At 73.7% G+C, this 15254-nt stretch carries 11 protein-coding genes; 9 read left to right on the top strand and 2 right to left on the bottom strand.

Going from position 1 to position 15254, the window contains the following annotated elements:
* Positions 1 to 55 precede the first annotated feature (55 nt).
* Positions 56 to 760, top strand: a complete 705-nt coding sequence (locus tag ACFCY7_RS20885) for a ribonuclease HII (protein ID WP_376487213.1) — start codon at positions 56 to 58, stop codon at positions 758 to 760.
* 129 nt (positions 761 to 889) lie between these two features.
* Positions 890 to 1468, top strand: a complete 579-nt coding sequence (locus tag ACFCY7_RS20880; RefSeq protein WP_376487269.1) for a hypothetical protein — start codon at positions 890 to 892, stop codon at positions 1466 to 1468.
* Between the two features lie 102 nt (positions 1469 to 1570).
* Here ACFCY7_RS20880 and ACFCY7_RS20875 read toward each other — a convergent pair whose 3' ends face one another.
* Together ACFCY7_RS20875 and ACFCY7_RS20870 are read right to left on the bottom strand one after the other, a co-directional pair.
* Positions 1571 to 2200, bottom strand: coding sequence for a hypothetical protein (locus tag ACFCY7_RS20875; protein ID WP_376487210.1), 630 nt, complete (start codon positions 2198 to 2200; stop codon positions 1571 to 1573).
* A gap of 228 nt (positions 2201 to 2428) precedes the next feature.
* Positions 2429 to 4612: a RecQ family ATP-dependent DNA helicase gene (locus ACFCY7_RS20870; protein ID WP_376487208.1), complete on the bottom strand. Its 2184-nt coding sequence runs from the start codon at positions 4610 to 4612 to the stop codon at positions 2429 to 2431.
* A gap of 142 nt (positions 4613 to 4754) precedes the next feature.
* Between ACFCY7_RS20870 and ACFCY7_RS20865 the strand changes: the two genes are divergently transcribed.
* From ACFCY7_RS20865 to ACFCY7_RS20835, 7 genes are all read left to right on the top strand, one after another.
* Positions 4755 to 6188, top strand: a complete 1434-nt coding sequence (locus ACFCY7_RS20865) for a DUF4192 domain-containing protein (protein ID WP_376487207.1) — start codon at positions 4755 to 4757, stop codon at positions 6186 to 6188.
* A gap of 115 nt (positions 6189 to 6303) precedes the next feature.
* Positions 6304 to 8421, top strand: a complete 2118-nt coding sequence (locus ACFCY7_RS20860) for a glycogen debranching N-terminal domain-containing protein (RefSeq protein WP_376487205.1) — start codon at positions 6304 to 6306, stop codon at positions 8419 to 8421.
* A gap of 109 nt (positions 8422 to 8530) precedes the next feature.
* Positions 8531 to 9298, top strand: coding sequence for an NUDIX domain-containing protein (locus tag ACFCY7_RS20855; protein ID WP_376487202.1), 768 nt, complete (start codon positions 8531 to 8533; stop codon positions 9296 to 9298).
* A gap of 122 nt (positions 9299 to 9420) precedes the next feature.
* Entirely contained in the window at positions 9421 to 11244 is a 1824-nt protein-coding gene (locus ACFCY7_RS20850; protein WP_376487200.1) for an ATP-binding cassette domain-containing protein, read from the top strand.
* A gap of 160 nt (positions 11245 to 11404) precedes the next feature.
* Positions 11405 to 12292 carry a FadR/GntR family transcriptional regulator gene (locus ACFCY7_RS20845; protein WP_376487197.1) on the top strand — a complete coding sequence of 296 codons (888 nt, stop codon included), beginning with the start codon at positions 11405 to 11407 and terminating at the stop codon, positions 12290 to 12292.
* A 375-nt stretch (positions 12293 to 12667) separates the two neighbouring features.
* On the top strand, positions 12668 to 14203 hold the full coding sequence (locus ACFCY7_RS20840) for an RNA polymerase sigma factor (protein ID WP_376487196.1): 1536 nt from the start codon (positions 12668 to 12670) through the stop codon (positions 14201 to 14203).
* A 143-nt stretch (positions 14204 to 14346) separates the two neighbouring features.
* On the top strand, positions 14347 to 15165 hold the full coding sequence (locus tag ACFCY7_RS20835) for a S1 family serine peptidase (RefSeq protein WP_376487194.1): 819 nt from the start codon (positions 14347 to 14349) through the stop codon (positions 15163 to 15165).
* The last annotated feature ends 89 nt before the right edge of the window (positions 15166 to 15254 follow it).

Below are 15254 nucleotides of genomic sequence, written 5' to 3'. Positions count from 1 at the left end.
CTGGGGGAATCCGGGTATCGCGCGCGGCACCGGGCGGCGTAACCTGGCTTGCGCCATGCCGTACGAACCTCCCACTCACACTGTCGAGCGATCGCTCCGCGCCACCAGCGGCGCCAAGGTCGTCGCCGGAGTCGACGAAGTCGGGCGCGGGGCGTGGGCCGGCCCCGTCACGGTGTGCGCGGCCGTCACCGGTCTGCGCCGGGCCCCCGAAGGCCTCACCGACTCCAAACTGCTCACCCCCAAACGCCGGACCGCGCTCGCGGCGGAGCTGGAGCAGTGGGTCACGGCGTACGCGCTCGGCGACGCCACCCCGGAGGAGATCGACGAGCTCGGAATGACCGCGGCCCTGCGCCTCGCGGCCGTCCGCGCGCTCGAAGGCCTCCCCGTGCGCCCCGACGCGGTGATCCTCGACGGCAAGCACGACTACCTCGGCAGCCCCTGGCAGGTCCGTACGGTGATCAAGGGCGACCAGTCCTGCATCGCCGTCGCGGCCGCCTCGGTCATCGCGAAGGTCCGCCGGGACACCCTCATGGCGGAGCTGGAGGCCGAGCGCTACGCGGCGTACGGCTTCGCCGCCAACGCGGGCTACCCTTCCCCGGTCCACAAAGCGGCGCTCGAGGAGCTGGGGCCCACCCCGTACCACCGCCTCTCCTGGTCGTACCTGGACGCGCTGCCCCAGTGGCGCCACCTCAAAAAGGTCCGCCTCTCCGCCGAGGCGGCCGCGCTGGAAAGCGGGGGCCAACTCGGCTTCGACTTCTGATCTTCCGGTCGCGGGGACCTGCCACAGGGCGATCCCTCACGCGCCCGGGGTGCACATGCGTGCCCACCCGCCGGTGCTCCGCGCAGCGGTGTTCGACCTCCATCCACCCTCCCTCCCGAGGAGCCTCAGATTCACGAGAGCGCCCAGGGTCCCCGCGCCACCGCGCCGACCCCCCGTCCCGTACCCGGCCCGCGTTCCGCGGCCACCCCGCGTCCCGGACGCCCTGGTCCCGGTCCGGCCGGGCCCGCGGCGCCGGCACCGCGCCCCGGCCCTCCGGCCAACCGGTCGGAGAATCGTTCCGACCAGCGATCCACGCCGCAGCTCCAGCTGATCCCGGCCCCCCTCGACGGCGCCCTCGACGCCGCCGAGGAGGCGCTCGATCTGCTCCTCGAGAGCGGCCGGGCACCCGGCGACGTCCTGGTGCTGACCACCGGCGACCAGCACCCGTGGGCGGCGCACGAGCTGTCCTTCGGCGAGGTCGCCTACTGGGCCCAGCAGGACACCGGTGACGACGTGTTCTTCGCGGACGCCTCCGCCGCGGAGCGGGCGAACACCCGACCCGTGGTGATCGTCGCCCTCAACGGCGGCGACGACGAGACGGTCGCCCGGGCCCTGCCGTCGGCGATGGCCCGCGCGGGCGTGCTGCTCGTCGTCTGCGGCGACCCGCAGCGCGTCACCTCGCTCCTCGGAGCGGGCGCCGGCGTCTGAACGACACCCCTTCGCCGGAGCGGACCGGTGCGGACCGGTCGACTCGGTCCGCACCGGTCCGCTCGGGTCGGGCGAAGGCTGCCCGGTGTGCCGTGCGCGTGATCAGCGCGCGGCGACCCGGCGCAGTGGTTCCGTCGCGCCGCTAGCCGTTCGCGGCGCGAGCCGGCCCAGTTCGACCGGCTCGTCGCCGAGCGGCAGGGGAGGCGAGTCGGAGCTCGGCCGACGGCCTCCGCGGCCTTCGCCGAGCACCTGCCAGCCGCCCCGGGTCAGCGTGATGTACGCCCCGCAGCGGAGCCCGTGCAGGGTGCAGGCGTCCCGGAGCCCCCACATCCAGGCTCCGTCCTCCTCCGTCCAGCGCTCGTCGCCCTCGCGGCAGTACAGCAGCACCGCGGTCCTGACGGGGGCGCGCCTCCGGAGGTCGTGCGGGATGACACGACGCAGATGCGCGAGGAGCGCGTTGCGGAACTCCCAGCCGTCCGCGGGGACGGGGCGGCGGACGAAGGAGGCGCTGGCGGTGAGGCGCTCCTCGTGGTCGAGGATCGCCAGGACCGCCGTGGCGGGCGTGGGCGTGTGACGTGAGTGGAGGCCGCTGACGACCTCACGCGGATTGCGCAGCAGGGGAATTCCGGCCGCGGCCCACTCGGCGGGTTCGAGCATCCGAGCGAGGCGGCTGGCGGACTCGGACGACGATCTGAGCGAGGTGGCTGTGGGCGGAGCGAATCCGAGGGTCACGGGCCTCCCTTCGGATACGCGCCCGCTAGGCGGGCAAGGTCGGGTGAGGGCGCACCACAGCACAGTCCTTCCGGACCGCTGATGGGCCGAGTGGGGCGGTTTCCCAATTCTTGCGGGCCCGTGCGCGAGCGGCAACGAGCAATTGAGGCCGCTGACGGGAATGCGTCGGTATGCCTCTCATATCCCTGCCCAGTTGCCCATTGTTCACTCCCCGTTTCCCCTCCTGTTTCACCCTTGGACGGCGAGCACCAACGGAAACACCCCTTCCGCTCCGGCCCGCCGCAGCAGCCGCGCCGCCACCGCCAGCGTCCAGCCGGTGTCCGACAGATCGTCAACAAGCAGAATCGGCCCCCCGGCGTCGGCCAGCCGCCCCGCGAGCTCGGCGGGGACGGTCAGCGTCCGCTGCAGGCCGACCACCCGCTGGGCGCTGTTGGTGCGGGACAGCCGCAGCCCCTCGGCCTCCGGGGCGTACTCCACGACCCCGAGGAACGGCATCCTGCCGATCTCGGCGATCCGCTCCCCGAGCGAGCCCACCAGCCTCGGCTTGCGGTGGGAGGCGACGGTGACCACTCCGGCGGGCCGGGCCGGCGCGTCCGGCGCCCCGGAAGCCCAACCGCCCGGTCCCTTCGCCCAGTCGGCGAGCACCTGCACCACGGCCTGCACGACGTCGTCGGGAACGGGCCCGTCGTGCGTGCCGTCGGCCAGCAGCGGACGCAGCCGGTTTCCCCAGCCGATGTCCGAGAGCCGCCCGAGGGCGCGGCCCCCGAACGCCAGCTCTCCGGCCGGGATACGGCCCTTCAGGTCGACCCCGACCGCGGCGAGCCCCGTCGGCCACATCTTCCGGGGCTCGACCTCCACGCCGGGCCGCCCCAGTTCGCCCTTGGCCGCGTCCAGTGCCGCATCCGACACCTTGGGGTCGAAGCGGCTCCCCGCGCAGTTGTCGCAACGCCCGCAGGGAACGGCCTCCTCGTCGTCCAACTGCCGGCGCAGGAACTCCATCCGGCACCCCGTCGACGACGCGTAGTCGCGCATCGCCTGCTGCTCGGCCTCCCGCTGCCGCGCCACCCACGCGTACCGCTCCGCGTCGTACGCCCAGGGGCGGCCCGTGCTCTCCCAGCCGCCCTTCACCCGCCGTACCGCGCCGTCCACGTCGAGGACCTTGAGCATCGTCTCCAGACGGGTCCTGCGCAGCTCGACCAGCGGCTCCAGGGCGGGCAGGGAGAGGGGGCGGCCGGCCTGCGCGAGCACGTCGATCGTGCGCCGCACCTGCTCCTCGGGCGGGAACGCCACCGAGGCGAAGTAACGCCAGATCGCCTCGTCCTCCTGCCCGGGCAGCAGCAGCACCTCCGCGTGCTCCACCCCTCGGCCGGCCCGGCCGACCTGCTGGTAGTACGCGATCGGGGAGGAGGGCGACCCGAGGTGCACCACGAAACCCAGGTCCGGCTTGTCGAACCCCATGCCGAGGGCCGAGGTCGCCACCAGGGCCTTGACCCGGTTCGCCTGCAGGTCGTCCTCCGCCTGCTGCCGGTCGGCGTTCTCCGTCCGGCCCGTGTACGAGGAGACGGTGTGCCCGCACTGCCGCAGGTACGCCGTGACCTCGTCGGCGGCGGCGACCGTCAGCGTGTAGATGATCCCGGAGCCGGGGAGCTCGCCGAGGTGGTCGGCGAGCCAGGCCAGCCGGTGGGCGGCGTCGGGCAGTCTCACGACGCCCAGGCTCAGGCTCTCCCGGTCCAGCGGCCCGCGCAGCACCAGGGCGTCCGTGCCCGCACCGGTGCCGAGCTGCTCGGCCACGTCCGCCGTCACCCGTGCGTTCGCCGTCGCCGTCGTGGCGAGCACCGGAACCCCGGCCGGCAGGTCGGCCAGCATGGTGCGCAGCCTGCGGTAGTCGGGCCGGAAGTCGTGTCCCCAGTCCGAGATGCAGTGCGCCTCGTCGACCACGAGCAGCCCGGTGGCGGCCGCGAGGCGGGGGAGCACCTGGTCACGGAAGTCGGGATTGTTGAGCCGCTCGGGGCTCACCAGGAGCACGTCCACGTCGCCGGCGGCCACCTCCTGCTGGACCGTCTCCCACTCCTCCGTGTTCGACGAGTTGATCGTCCGGGCGCGGATGCCCGCGCGGGCGGCCGCTTCCACCTGGTTGCGCATCAGCGCCAGCAGCGGGGAGACGATCACGGTCGGGCCGCTGCCGCGCTCGCGCAGCAGCGAGGTCGCCACGAAGTACACGGCGGACTTGCCCCAGCCGGTCCGCTGCACCACCAGGGCCCGGCGCCGGTCGGCGACCAGGGCCTCGATCGCCCGCCACTGGTCCTCGCGCAGTCTCGCCTTGCCCGTCGGGTCCGAGACGAGACGGGCGAGCACGGTGTCGGCGGCGGTCCTGAGGGCGGCGCGGTCTTCCAGGGGGTCTGCGTGGGTCATGCCTCCATGCAACCCGATGCCTCGGACATCGCGCGAATGAGCGGCCGAACCTGTGGACAACCCGAAGGGTCTGCGGATGCCCCGTTTCGGGAGTTATCCACAGGGGTTTCGGAATTCGGGAGATCACGAGACCGTCCTGACCATGAACGCGAATCACCACGAAACCAGCGGACCCTCCCGTACCCAGCAGATCACCCTGCGCGGCCCGGCGGAACTGGCCGACGCCCTCCCGTTCATGCTGGGCTTCCACCCCACCGACTCCGTCGTCCTGGCCGCCCTCCACGGCGAGCACGGCCGCTTCGGCGGCCGGGTCAGGCTCGGCATCCCGCGCTCGCCCCGCGAATGGGCGAGCACCGCCGACCACCTCGCCGAATGCCTCGTCGAGGGAGGCAGCCGCCGCGGCACCCGACCGGACGGCATCGTGGTCTTCCTCTGCCAGGACCCCGCGCCGGGCGAGACGGCCCGGGTGGTCATGGAGCGGCTGCGCCCCTTCGCGCAGCGGCTCCGCACCGCCTGCGGCGCACTCGACATCCCCGTCTACGAGGCCCTGTGCATCTCCGACGGCCTCTACTTCTCCTACTGCTGCCCCGACGCCCGGTGCTGCCCGCCGGACGGCACCCCGCTCGCCCTCACCGGCACCTCGGTGATGGCCGCGACGGCCGCGTACGCGGGAGTCCGGCTGCGCGGTTCGCTGAGGGACATGGAGGCCCGGCTGAAGCCCTCCGGGAAGCCAGGGGAGGAGGAGCAGCGCGCCGCCCTCGACGCCGCCGCGGCCGCGATCGTGCCGCGGATCCTCGAAGGCGCCGAAGGGAAGGGGCGCGAAGAGGTGCGCGAGACGACCCTGCGGCTGGCCCGCGAGTCCCTGCGCCGGTTCGCCCACCGGAAGAACCCGACGGCTCCCGCCGGCCCGGCCGGGGCCGCGCGCCCCGCGCAGCCGACCAAGCCGGTCGGCACGACGGCGGAGGGAGACGCGGCGGACGACGCCCTGATCGGGACCGACGAGGCGGCCGCCCTGATCCTCGGCCTCCAGGACCGCGTCACCCGGGACCGTGCCGCCGAATGGATGGAGGGCTGGGAGGGCACCGCCGCCCTGCGCCTCTGGCGCGTGCTGGCCCGGCGCTGCGTGACCCCGTACCAGGAGCACGCCGCCGCGCCCCTCAGCCTCGCGGGGTGGACGGCCTGGTCCACCGGAGACGAGCCGACCGCCCGCGTCGCCCTCGGGCTCGCGCTCGACGCCGACCCGGAGTACGTCTTCGCCCGGCTGCTGCACCAGGCGTGCAACGAAGGACTCGACCCCGAATCCCTGCGCTCGTGCCTCAGGAGCGAGCGGGACACCCGGATCGCGGCGGAGCAGGCCGACGCGGCGGAGCAGGCTGACACGGAGTCCTCCCGGCGGGTCAGGACCCGTGCCACGCGCCCGCAAGGCACCCGGCAGACCCTCAGGAAGCCCGGACGGACCGGCGTGCGGGAGCGCGGGCCGGCCGCCGGGGTCCGACCCGGCGGACGCGCCACGGGGAAGCCCGTGAACAGGGCGCCCCGGCACGACGGGCAGCGCGGCACCAGGAGCGGCCGATGACGACCGTGACCCGGCCACCCGCGAACGCGTTCAGCTCTCTGGCGGAGTCGTACGAACCGTGCCGCCGACACCCCGCCGGCCGCCCGGTTCGCACAGAGAGCACTTCGCACCTGCCATGGCTTCCAGACCCGTCCCGGCCCCCGGCCGCCCCAGCGGCCCCCCGAGCGGCCACCCGTCCCCGTTCCCGCACTCGATCGGGCACCCGCCCGGATACCCCTCCGGACACACGTCCGGTGCGGGAATCGCGCTCCCGCGAGCGGCCCGCCCCATGGAGCTCCCCTCGGTGCACGGCGCCCTCCTCTGCGTCGCCCTGCCCGCCTTCGCCGTCTGCGCCGAGCACGGCCAGCTCACCGGCGACGGGCCCGAGGGCGTCTACGCCGCGGGGAGACGGCTCCTCTCCCGCTGCGTCCTCCGAGTGGCGGGCCGTGAACCCGTCGCCCTCCAAGGCCGCATGGCGGCCGCCGACCGGGCGGTCTTCCTCGGCGTCCTGCGGGTGCCGGGGGACCTGGGGCCCGACCCGGGCCTGGCCGTGGAACGCACGCGGAGCGCCGACGGAACCGAGCGGATCACCCTGCGCAGCTCCGCCCCTCGCGCCCTCCGGCTCCCCGTCGAGATCGCTCTGGGCACGGATCTCGCGGACCTGGGGGCGGTGGCGTCGGGCAGGCCGGGGCCCGAGCTCAGCGCCAGCGTCCACGGCACCGGACTCCGCTGGACCGGGAGCGACGGCCGATCCGTCGCCGTCACGGCCGACCCGCCGCCGATGGATTCCCTGGCAGCAGCCGGCGTGCTGCGCTGGGAGGCCGAGCTGGCCCCCGGAGCCGCCTTCACGGTCCGGCTGCGGGTCCGGGGCGAAGTGGCCACCCGACCCGGCGCCCCCTCGGGAACGGGCGCCGGACGGCCCGGTGGCCACCTGCTCTCCGAAGCCCGTGCCGAAGGCGACGACCCCCGCCCCGCAGAACTGCTCCGCTGCTCCGTCGAGGACCTCCGGGCGCTCCTCCAGCGCGACCCGGCGCACCCCGCGGATGTCCACCTCGCCGCTGGCGTCCCCTGGCGATGCGGACCGGTCACCGCCGAAGCGCTCTGGGCGGCCCGCATGGCCCTGCCCCTCGGCACCAGGCTCGCCGCCACCACCCTGCGCGCCCTCGGCCGCACCCAGCTCTCGGGGACAGGGCCCGAGTCCGGCCGCATCCCCGGGCCCCTCAGGGACGCGGGCCCGTATCTCCAGCCCCGCTGCACCGGCGTCGAGGCCACCCTCGCCTTCCCGGTCGTGCTCGCGGAGGCCCGCCGCTGGGGGCTGCCGTCGGCGGATCTCGACGAGCTGCTTCCCGTGGCGGAGCGGTGCCTCGGCTGGCTGCGCCGGGTCTTCGCCGGTACCGGGTTCGTGCCGGACCCGGTGCCCGCCGGGCCGTGGCGGGCCGAGACCCAGGCGCACGCGCACCGCTCGGCGCTGCTCGGCGCCGACCTGCTCGACGGCTGCGGGAGGCCCGGCGGAGACGCGCTCCGCGACGGGGCGGCAATCCTGCGCGAGCGGTTCCGGCGGGAGTTCTGGATCGAGGACCGGGCAGGGGGCCGCCCCGCGGTGGCCCGGACGCCGGACGGCCGCAACCGGCCCGAGATGGGCGGCTGGGCCGCCCATCTGCTCGACACCGGGCTGCTGGGCGGCGGCCTCCACGCGCCGGGGCTGCTCGACAGGGCGGAGACCGAACAGGTGGCGAGGCTGCTCGGTGCCCCGGTCCTCGACTCCGGCTGGGGCCTGCGCAGCCTGGGAGCCAAGGAGCCCGGGCACAATCCCTTCGGCCATCGCGCCGGCGCGGTCCGGGTCCACGAGACGGCGGTCGCCGTGGCCGGTCTCGCCGCCGCGGGCCACGAGCGGGAGGCGGCATCCCTGCTGCGCGGGCTGCTCGACGCGGCGGAGTCCTTCGCCCATCGCCTCCCCGAGATGTATGCGGGAGAGCAGCGAACGGCCGGTGGGCGCCCGGCGCCCCACCCGGCCGCGTGCAGGCCGGCGGCCGTCGCGGCCGCCGGAGCGGTCCACTCGCTCCTCGCCCTGGCCGGAATCCGGCCCGACGTGCCGGGCGGGTCCGTGTCGGTGCACCCGCTGCCCTCGGCCCCGCTCGGAGCGGTCCGGTTCTCGGGGCTCGTGGTCGCGGGCGAGCCCTTCGCCGTGCGGGTCGGCAGGCTCGGTCTCGGTATGGTCGAGGAGGCCGCAGAGGGCCTTCAACTGGGGGTGTGACGAGATGCCGGGCGCAGACACGCGGGAAGCTTCGCGGCAGGGGGAGGAAGTCGTCCTCGATGCTTCCGCGAGGAGTGTTTATCGTCAGGAAGACGACTATGATCGCGGCATGCCTCCCTACGACCCGTCGGCCTTCCCGCCCTTCGCCGTCACCGTCGATCTGGTCGTGCTGACCGTGCGGCGCCACGCGCTCTGCACCCTGGTCGTACGGCGAGGGGAGTCGCCGTACCGGGGCCGCTGGGCGCTCCCCGGCGGCTTCGTCCGCGCGGAGGAGGACCTCGGGGCCGCCGCCGCGCGCGAGCTCGTCGAAGAGACCGGCCTCTGCGCGCACGATCCGGCCTCTCCGCCGCCGGTGCCGAGCAACGGGGCGCACCTGGAGCAGCTGGCGACCTACGGAGCGCCCGACCGCGACCCGCGCATGCGGGTGGTCAGCGTCGCGCACCTCGCCCTGGCCCCGGACCTGCCGGCGCCGCGGGCGGGCGGGGACGCGAACAGTGCCCGGTGGGCTCCGGTCGAGGAGCTGCTCGGTGAGGACGCGGCGGCCGGAGGCGGCGAGGAGGGCGGGACGCTCGCCTTCGACCACGCCCGGATCCTCTCCGACGGGGTGGAGCGCGCCCGTTCCAAGATCGAGTACTCCTCCCTGGCCACCGCCTTCTGCCCGCCGGAGTTCACCGTCGGAGAGCTGCGCCGCGTGTACGAGGCCGTCTGGGGCGTGGCCCTCGACCCGCGCAACTTCCACCGCAAGGTGACCGGCACGCCCGGCTTCCTGGTCCCGGCCGGTGGTACCACGACCCGTCAGGGCGGGCGTCCCGCCCAGCTCTTCAGGGCAGGTGGGGCGACCCTTCTGAACCCGCCGATGCTGCGACCCGAGGTCTGACGGGCGCGGACATCCGGCCCCTCGGAGCGCCACCCCTGCGCGGAAAGTCCGAAATGTAGCGTTATCTTGCTGCGGAAGCGCCGCCCTGCCGCGGAGCGGTGTCACCTACCGCGAGAGAAGCGATGCTCCAGGCAATCGGACTGACCAGCACGCCCCGCCGTGATCGCCCGCCCGCCGTGGACGATCTGACCTTCGAGGCCAGGCCGGGCACCGTGACCGCCCTCCTCGGCCCCCCGGGCTCCGGCAAGACCACCACCCTCCGGCTCATGCTCGAACTCGAGCCGGGCCGCGGGATCACCTACTTCCGAGGTCGGCCGCTGCACCGCATCGCCCACCCTCCCCGCGAGGTCGGCGTGCTCCTCGGCGACATCCCCGGACACCCCTCGCGCACGCTCCGGGGCCAGCTCCGGATGCTCTGCGCCGCCACGGGAGTGCCCGCGTCGCGGTCCGACGAACTGGTGCGCACCGTGGGCCTCGCGGGTCTCGAACGCCGGCGGATCGGCACCCTGCCGGTCGGCGCGGACCGCCGACTCGGCCTCGCCTCCGCCCTGTTGGGCACCCCGCACACTCTGCTGCTCGACGAGCCCGGTGCCGGTCTCTCCGCGCCCGAGGGTGCCTGGTTGTACGAGCTCCTGCGCGCCCACGCGGCCGACGGGGGCACCGTGCTCTACACCACGGACGATCCCAAGGACGCCGCCCGCAACGCCGACCGGGTCGTCACGCTCGACGGCGGACGCCTCGTCGCCGACCAGGAAGCGGCCGAGTTCGCCCGCACCCGGCTGCGCCCCCGGGTCGCCGTCCGCACCCCGCACCCCGCGCGACTCGCCGCCGCCGTGACCCAGGAGGCCAGGGCCGCCCGCCGCGCCGTCGAGGTGGTCGCCGAGGACGGCAATCGCCTGTCCGTCTACGGCAGCGACTGCGCCGCCGTCGGAGACACGGCCTTCCGCCACGGCGTACCGATCCACCGGCTCGTCGAAGAGACGGGCGACACGGCCCCCGCCGCTCCGCGGGCCCCCCGGCGGGACGCTCCCGTGCCCGCGCCGGACGCCGAGGGTGCCGACTCCCGGAACGCCGTTCCCGGAAGCCGGTCCGGCGAGTCGCCGGAGGGCGGGCCGGGGCCTGTCGCCGCGACGCGCGACGAGTCGGCCGGACGCCGCGCCGCCCGACGGCCGGCCCGCTCGCCGCTGCGGCCGCTGCGGTACGAGCTCCACCGGCTCCTGGGCGTGCCGAGCACTCCACTCGTGGCGGCGGCCGTCCTGCTGGTGTCGGTGGCGCTCGCGCTGCTCCTCGGCCGGGGCGGCCGCGCCGCGCTGCCCGCGGTCCTGGCCGGCTGGCCGGCGATCTCGCCGCTGCCGCCGGCGGCGCTCGGCGCGGGGCTGCTCGGTGCCTTCTCCTTCGGTGAGGAGTACCGCTACCCGGCGCTCACCTCGGGGCGCGGCGCGGTGCCGCGCAGGCCCGGCCTCCTGCTGGCGAAGCTCGTCGTGGCGGCCTCCGTCGCCCTCGTGCTCGGAGTGCTCGTCGTGCTCGCCGACCTCGGGGCGCTGCGGTTGCTCTACGGCGGCGAGTTGATCCCCGTACCGAGGAACTGGCCAACTCTCTGCGCGAGTTGGCTGGGGCTGCTGGTCGGCTGCGCCTGGGCCGGGCTGCTGGGCGCCGGGGTCTTCCGGGCCGCGGCGGCCGGCGTGGCCGCGGTCCTCGCCGTACCGGTGGCCTTCGTGCCGCTCCTGCAGAAGGTGCTGACCGGGCCGTCGGTGCGGTCCGCCGCCGGACTTCCCGGCCGGTTGCGGGAGTTCGCCGGCCCGCGCTGGTCGCCGGCCGCCGAGCACTGGCTGGCAGGGGCTCTGCGGGTGGTCGGGCAGCCCGCAGGGGTGGCGCTCTCGCTGATGTTGACAGGGTTGCTCTGCGCCTACGTGTTCACCGGTCTTCGGCGGAGGGCCCGTTGGTGATCACTTGCGGACCGAAAGGCTCCGGTTCGCCGCCAACTTCCTTGAAATATGCCCTATATGTCTGATTGATCGTCAATTGCGCAGGAGGCGCCGATCACCCTTTCGTGTGCTTTTCACCAAAGACCTCAAGGGTCACGGAGGCAACGCCGACAAAGGATGCGTGAGTACCCTTGCGCACACCATGATGACCGCCGCCCGCCCCGTCGACTCCCCCCTCGGTGCCCCGGGCGACCTCGACCGCTACCCCTACGCGGAGGCGCCCGCCGCCGGCCGCGTGGGCCCGCCCTCCTGGGAGGGGGTGGACACCGACCTCGGCCGCGTGGGGCGCCGTAGCGCGGGCAACCGGGGTCGCGGGCTGCACGGGCAGCTCGTCCAGCAGCTCGGTCAGATGATCGTCTCCGGCGACCTCGGAGCCGACCGTCCGCTCGTCCCCGAGGAGATCGGCCAGCGGTTCGAGGTCTCGCGCACCGTCGTGCGCGAGTCGCTGCGCGTGCTGGAGGCCAAGGGCCTCGTCAGCGCCCGCCCGAACGTCGGCACCAGGGTCCGGCCGGTCAGCGACTGGAACCTGCTCGACCCCGACATCATCGAGTGGCGGGCCTTCGGTCCGCAGCGTGACGACCAGCGCCGCGAGCTGAACGAGCTGCGCTGGACGATCGAGCCCCTCGCGGCACGGCTCGCCGCCGGACACGGCCGCGAGGACGTGCAGCAGCGTCTCGCCGACATGGTCGAGATCATGGGTCACGCGTTCGCCCAGGGGGACGGCATCACCTTCTCCCGGGCCGACACCGAGTTCCACTCCCTCCTCATCCAGCTCGCCGGGAACCGCATGCTGGAGCACCTCTCCGGCATCGTCTCCGCCGCGCTCCAGGTGTCCGGCGGCCCCGTCACCGGCTGTGACCGGCCGAGCGAGGCCTGCCTCACCCATCACGGCCGTATCGTGGACGCACTTGCCGAGGGGGACGCCCACGGCGCGGAGACGGCCATGCGGCAGCTGCTGACGGTCCACCCCGAGGTGGAGCGCGTCGTCCCCGCCCCTCGCGAACACTGATCCGCGGGCCGTGGCCGGGAGTGCCGAGGCGTACGCAGGGCGTGCCGCCGGATCCGAGCGCCACCCGGGAGCCCGGCAGGGTTCCCGGGTGGCGCCAGGGTTCCGGCGGTACGAATGTGCACCGATCGACCACTCTGGCCGTTTCGTCGCAAATGAGGTGTGACTCGGGCCACGAAGATTGGGCGTAACACTCCTCCGAGCCGTGCGATGACCTAAGAGGTGACAGCCGAGGAAGGAATACAGCAGCCCCTGGAGGCGCTGTGCAGTTCCCCGGCCCAACCCGCGCCGTCGGCACATTCCCCGTCGACGGTCGTCGGCTCCAGCTCGATCCAGAGCGGGGCCGGAAGCCGTTTCCATCGTTCCGAGAGGTTGTTCGTGTCGGCCAGCACATCCCGTACGCTCCCGCCGGAGATCGCCGAGTCCGAGTCTGTGATGGCGCTCATCGAGCGGGGAAAGGCTGATGGGCAGATCGCCGGCGATGACGTGCGTCGTGCCTTCGAGGCTGACCAGATTCCGCCAACCCAGTGGAAGAATGTTCTGCGCAGCCTCAATCAGATCCTCGAGGAAGAGGGTGTGACGCTGATGGTCAGTGCAGCGGAGTCGCCGAAGCGCGCCCGCAAGAGCGTCGCGGCGAAGAGCCCGGCCAAGCGCACCGCCACCAAGACCGTCACCGCCAGGACGACCGTGACGAAGACCACCGTCTCGGCCGCTGCGGCCGAGGGTGCCGACCCGGCCGACGAGGCCGGATCCGCCCCGAAGGCGGCGGCGAAGAAGACCGTCGCCAAGAAGACGGTGGCCAAGAAGACCGTCGCCAAGAAGGCGACGGCCAAGAAGGCCACGTCCAAGAAGGACTCCGACGAGCTCGTCGAGGGCGAGGAGCTCCTCGAGGACGTCGCGCCCGGCAAGGGTGAGGAAGAGGAGACCGAGGGCGAGAGCAAGGGCTTCGTCCTGTCCGACGAGGACGAGGACGACGCTCCGGCGCAGCAGGTCGCCGTCGCCGGTGCCACCGCCGACCCGGTCAAGGACTACCTCAAGCAGATCGGCAAGGTCCCGCTGCTCAACGCCGAGCAGGAGGTCGAGCTCGCCAAGCGCATCGAGGCCGGCCTGTTCGCCGAGGACAAGCTCGCGAACTCGGACAAGCTCGCTCCGAAGCTCAAGCGCGAGCTGGAGATCATCGCCGAGGACGGCCGTCGGGCCAAGAACCACCTCCTGGAGGCCAACCTCCGTCTGGTGGTCTCCCTGGCCAAGCGCTACACCGGTCGCGGCATGCTCTTCCTGGACCTGATCCAGGAGGGCAACCTCGGTCTGATCCGCGCCGTCGAGAAGTTCGACTACACCAAGGGCTACAAGTTCTCCACGTACGCCACCTGGTGGATCCGTCAGGCGATCACCCGCGCCATGGCCGACCAGGCCCGCACCATCCGTATCCCGGTGCACATGGTCGAGGTCATCAACAAGCTCGCGCGCGTGCAGCGCCAGATGCTCCAGGACCTGGGCCGCGAGCCCACCCCGGAGGAGCTGGCCAAGGAGCTCGACATGACCCCTGAGAAGGTCATCGAGGTCCAGAAGTACGGCCGTGAGCCGATCTCCCTCCACACCCCGCTGGGTGAGGACGGCGACAGCGAGTTCGGCGACCTGATCGAGGACTCCGAGGCGGTCGTCCCGGCCGACGCGGTGAGCTTCACGCTGCTCCAGGAGCAGCTGCACTCCGTCCTCGACACGCTCTCCGAGCGTGAGGCCGGCGTCGTCTCGATGCGCTTCGGTCTCACCGACGGCCAGCCGAAGACGCTGGACGAGATCGGCAAGGTCTACGGCGTGACGCGAGAGCGGATCCGCCAGATCGAGTCGAAGACGATGTCGAAGCTCCGCCACCCGTCGCGCTCGCAGGTGCTGCGCGACTACCTCGACTGATCCGTACGAGGCACAGAGCGGTACGCGGAAGGGCCCGGTTCCCCGAGAGGGGGAGCCGGGCCCTCCGGCTGTGCGGGGGTGCAGGGCGCGGAGCTGTGCTGGACGCTGGGTGAAGCGACATCACCGGAGAGTCAGGAGGCTCCATGCGTGGTTCCTTGGCCCGAGCATTGACGGGTGCCGTGGGCGTGATCGCTGCGGTGGCGGGGCAGGTCGCCACCGCAGCCCCCGCGGCGGCCGACAGCGTCGTGGTGGGTGGTAGCACGGCTCAGATCACGGACGCGCCGTGGGTGGTGGCCCTGTCCAGTCGTGACCGGTTCGGAGGTACGCGCGCGGGGCAGTTCTGCGGGGGCGTGGTGGTCGCGCCGACCAAGGTGCTCACGGCGGCCCACTGCCTGGGCCGGGAGGTGCTCGGCGGGGAGCCGTGGGAGTTGCGCGACTTCGCCGTCATCGCGGGGCGCGCCGCGCTGCGCGGGCAGGGCGGCCAGGAGGTCCGGATCTCGGACACGTGGGTGAACCCCGACTACGACCCGACGAGCAACTCGGGAGACCTCGCGGTGCTGACGCTGGTGAGCGCGCTGCCGCAGTCGTACGTCATCGGTGTCGCCCGCTCGGGAGACGCGGCGTACGTGCCCGGCACGGAGGCGGACGTCTACGGCTGGGGCGACACGACCGGCAACGGCGCCTACGCCTCCACGCTGCGGACGGCGCGCGTGCAGGTGCTCCCCGACGCGTCGTGCGAGCGGGCCTACCCGGGCGGCTTCGGCGTCCGGTACCAGCGCGAGACGATGCTGTGCGCGGGCGACCCGCAGGGCGGCAAGGACGCGTGCCAGGGGGACAGTGGAGGTCCGCTCGTGGCCAAGGGGCTTCTCGTCGGCCTGGTGTCCTGGGGCAGCGGCTGCGGGCAGGCGGAGAATCCGGGCGTCTACACGCGGGTCTCGGCGGTGCTTCCGGCGCGCTTCTGATCCGGAACCCGCGTGACGGGGCCCGGGCCCGCTTCCGAGGGTCCTGCTTCTTCCGGGTACGAGAACGGGCGGCCACCCCCTTGCGGGGG

It is taken from the genome of Streptomyces sp. NPDC056361, from assembly GCF_042262805.1.
Lineage (GTDB): Bacteria > Actinomycetota > Actinomycetes > Streptomycetales > Streptomycetaceae > Streptomyces.
This window is presented reverse-complemented; position numbering and strand designations above follow the sequence as displayed.

Coding starts and splice junctions, on each gene's coding strand:
- ACFCY7_RS20885 (WP_376487213.1), top strand. CDS start 56: ATGCCGTACGAACCTCCCACTCACACTGTCGAGCGATCGCTCCGCGCC.
- ACFCY7_RS20870 (WP_376487208.1), bottom strand. CDS start 4,612: ATGACCCACGCAGACCCCCTGGAAGACCGCGCCGCCCTCAGGACCGCC.
- ACFCY7_RS20865 (WP_376487207.1), top strand. CDS start 4,755: ATGAACGCGAATCACCACGAAACCAGCGGACCCTCCCGTACCCAGCAG.
- ACFCY7_RS20860 (WP_376487205.1), top strand. CDS start 6,304: ATGGCTTCCAGACCCGTCCCGGCCCCCGGCCGCCCCAGCGGCCCCCCG.
- ACFCY7_RS20855 (WP_376487202.1), top strand. CDS start 8,531: ATGCCTCCCTACGACCCGTCGGCCTTCCCGCCCTTCGCCGTCACCGTC.
- ACFCY7_RS20850 (WP_376487200.1), top strand. CDS start 9,421: ATGCTCCAGGCAATCGGACTGACCAGCACGCCCCGCCGTGATCGCCCG.
- ACFCY7_RS20835 (WP_376487194.1), top strand. CDS start 14,347: ATGCGTGGTTCCTTGGCCCGAGCATTGACGGGTGCCGTGGGCGTGATC.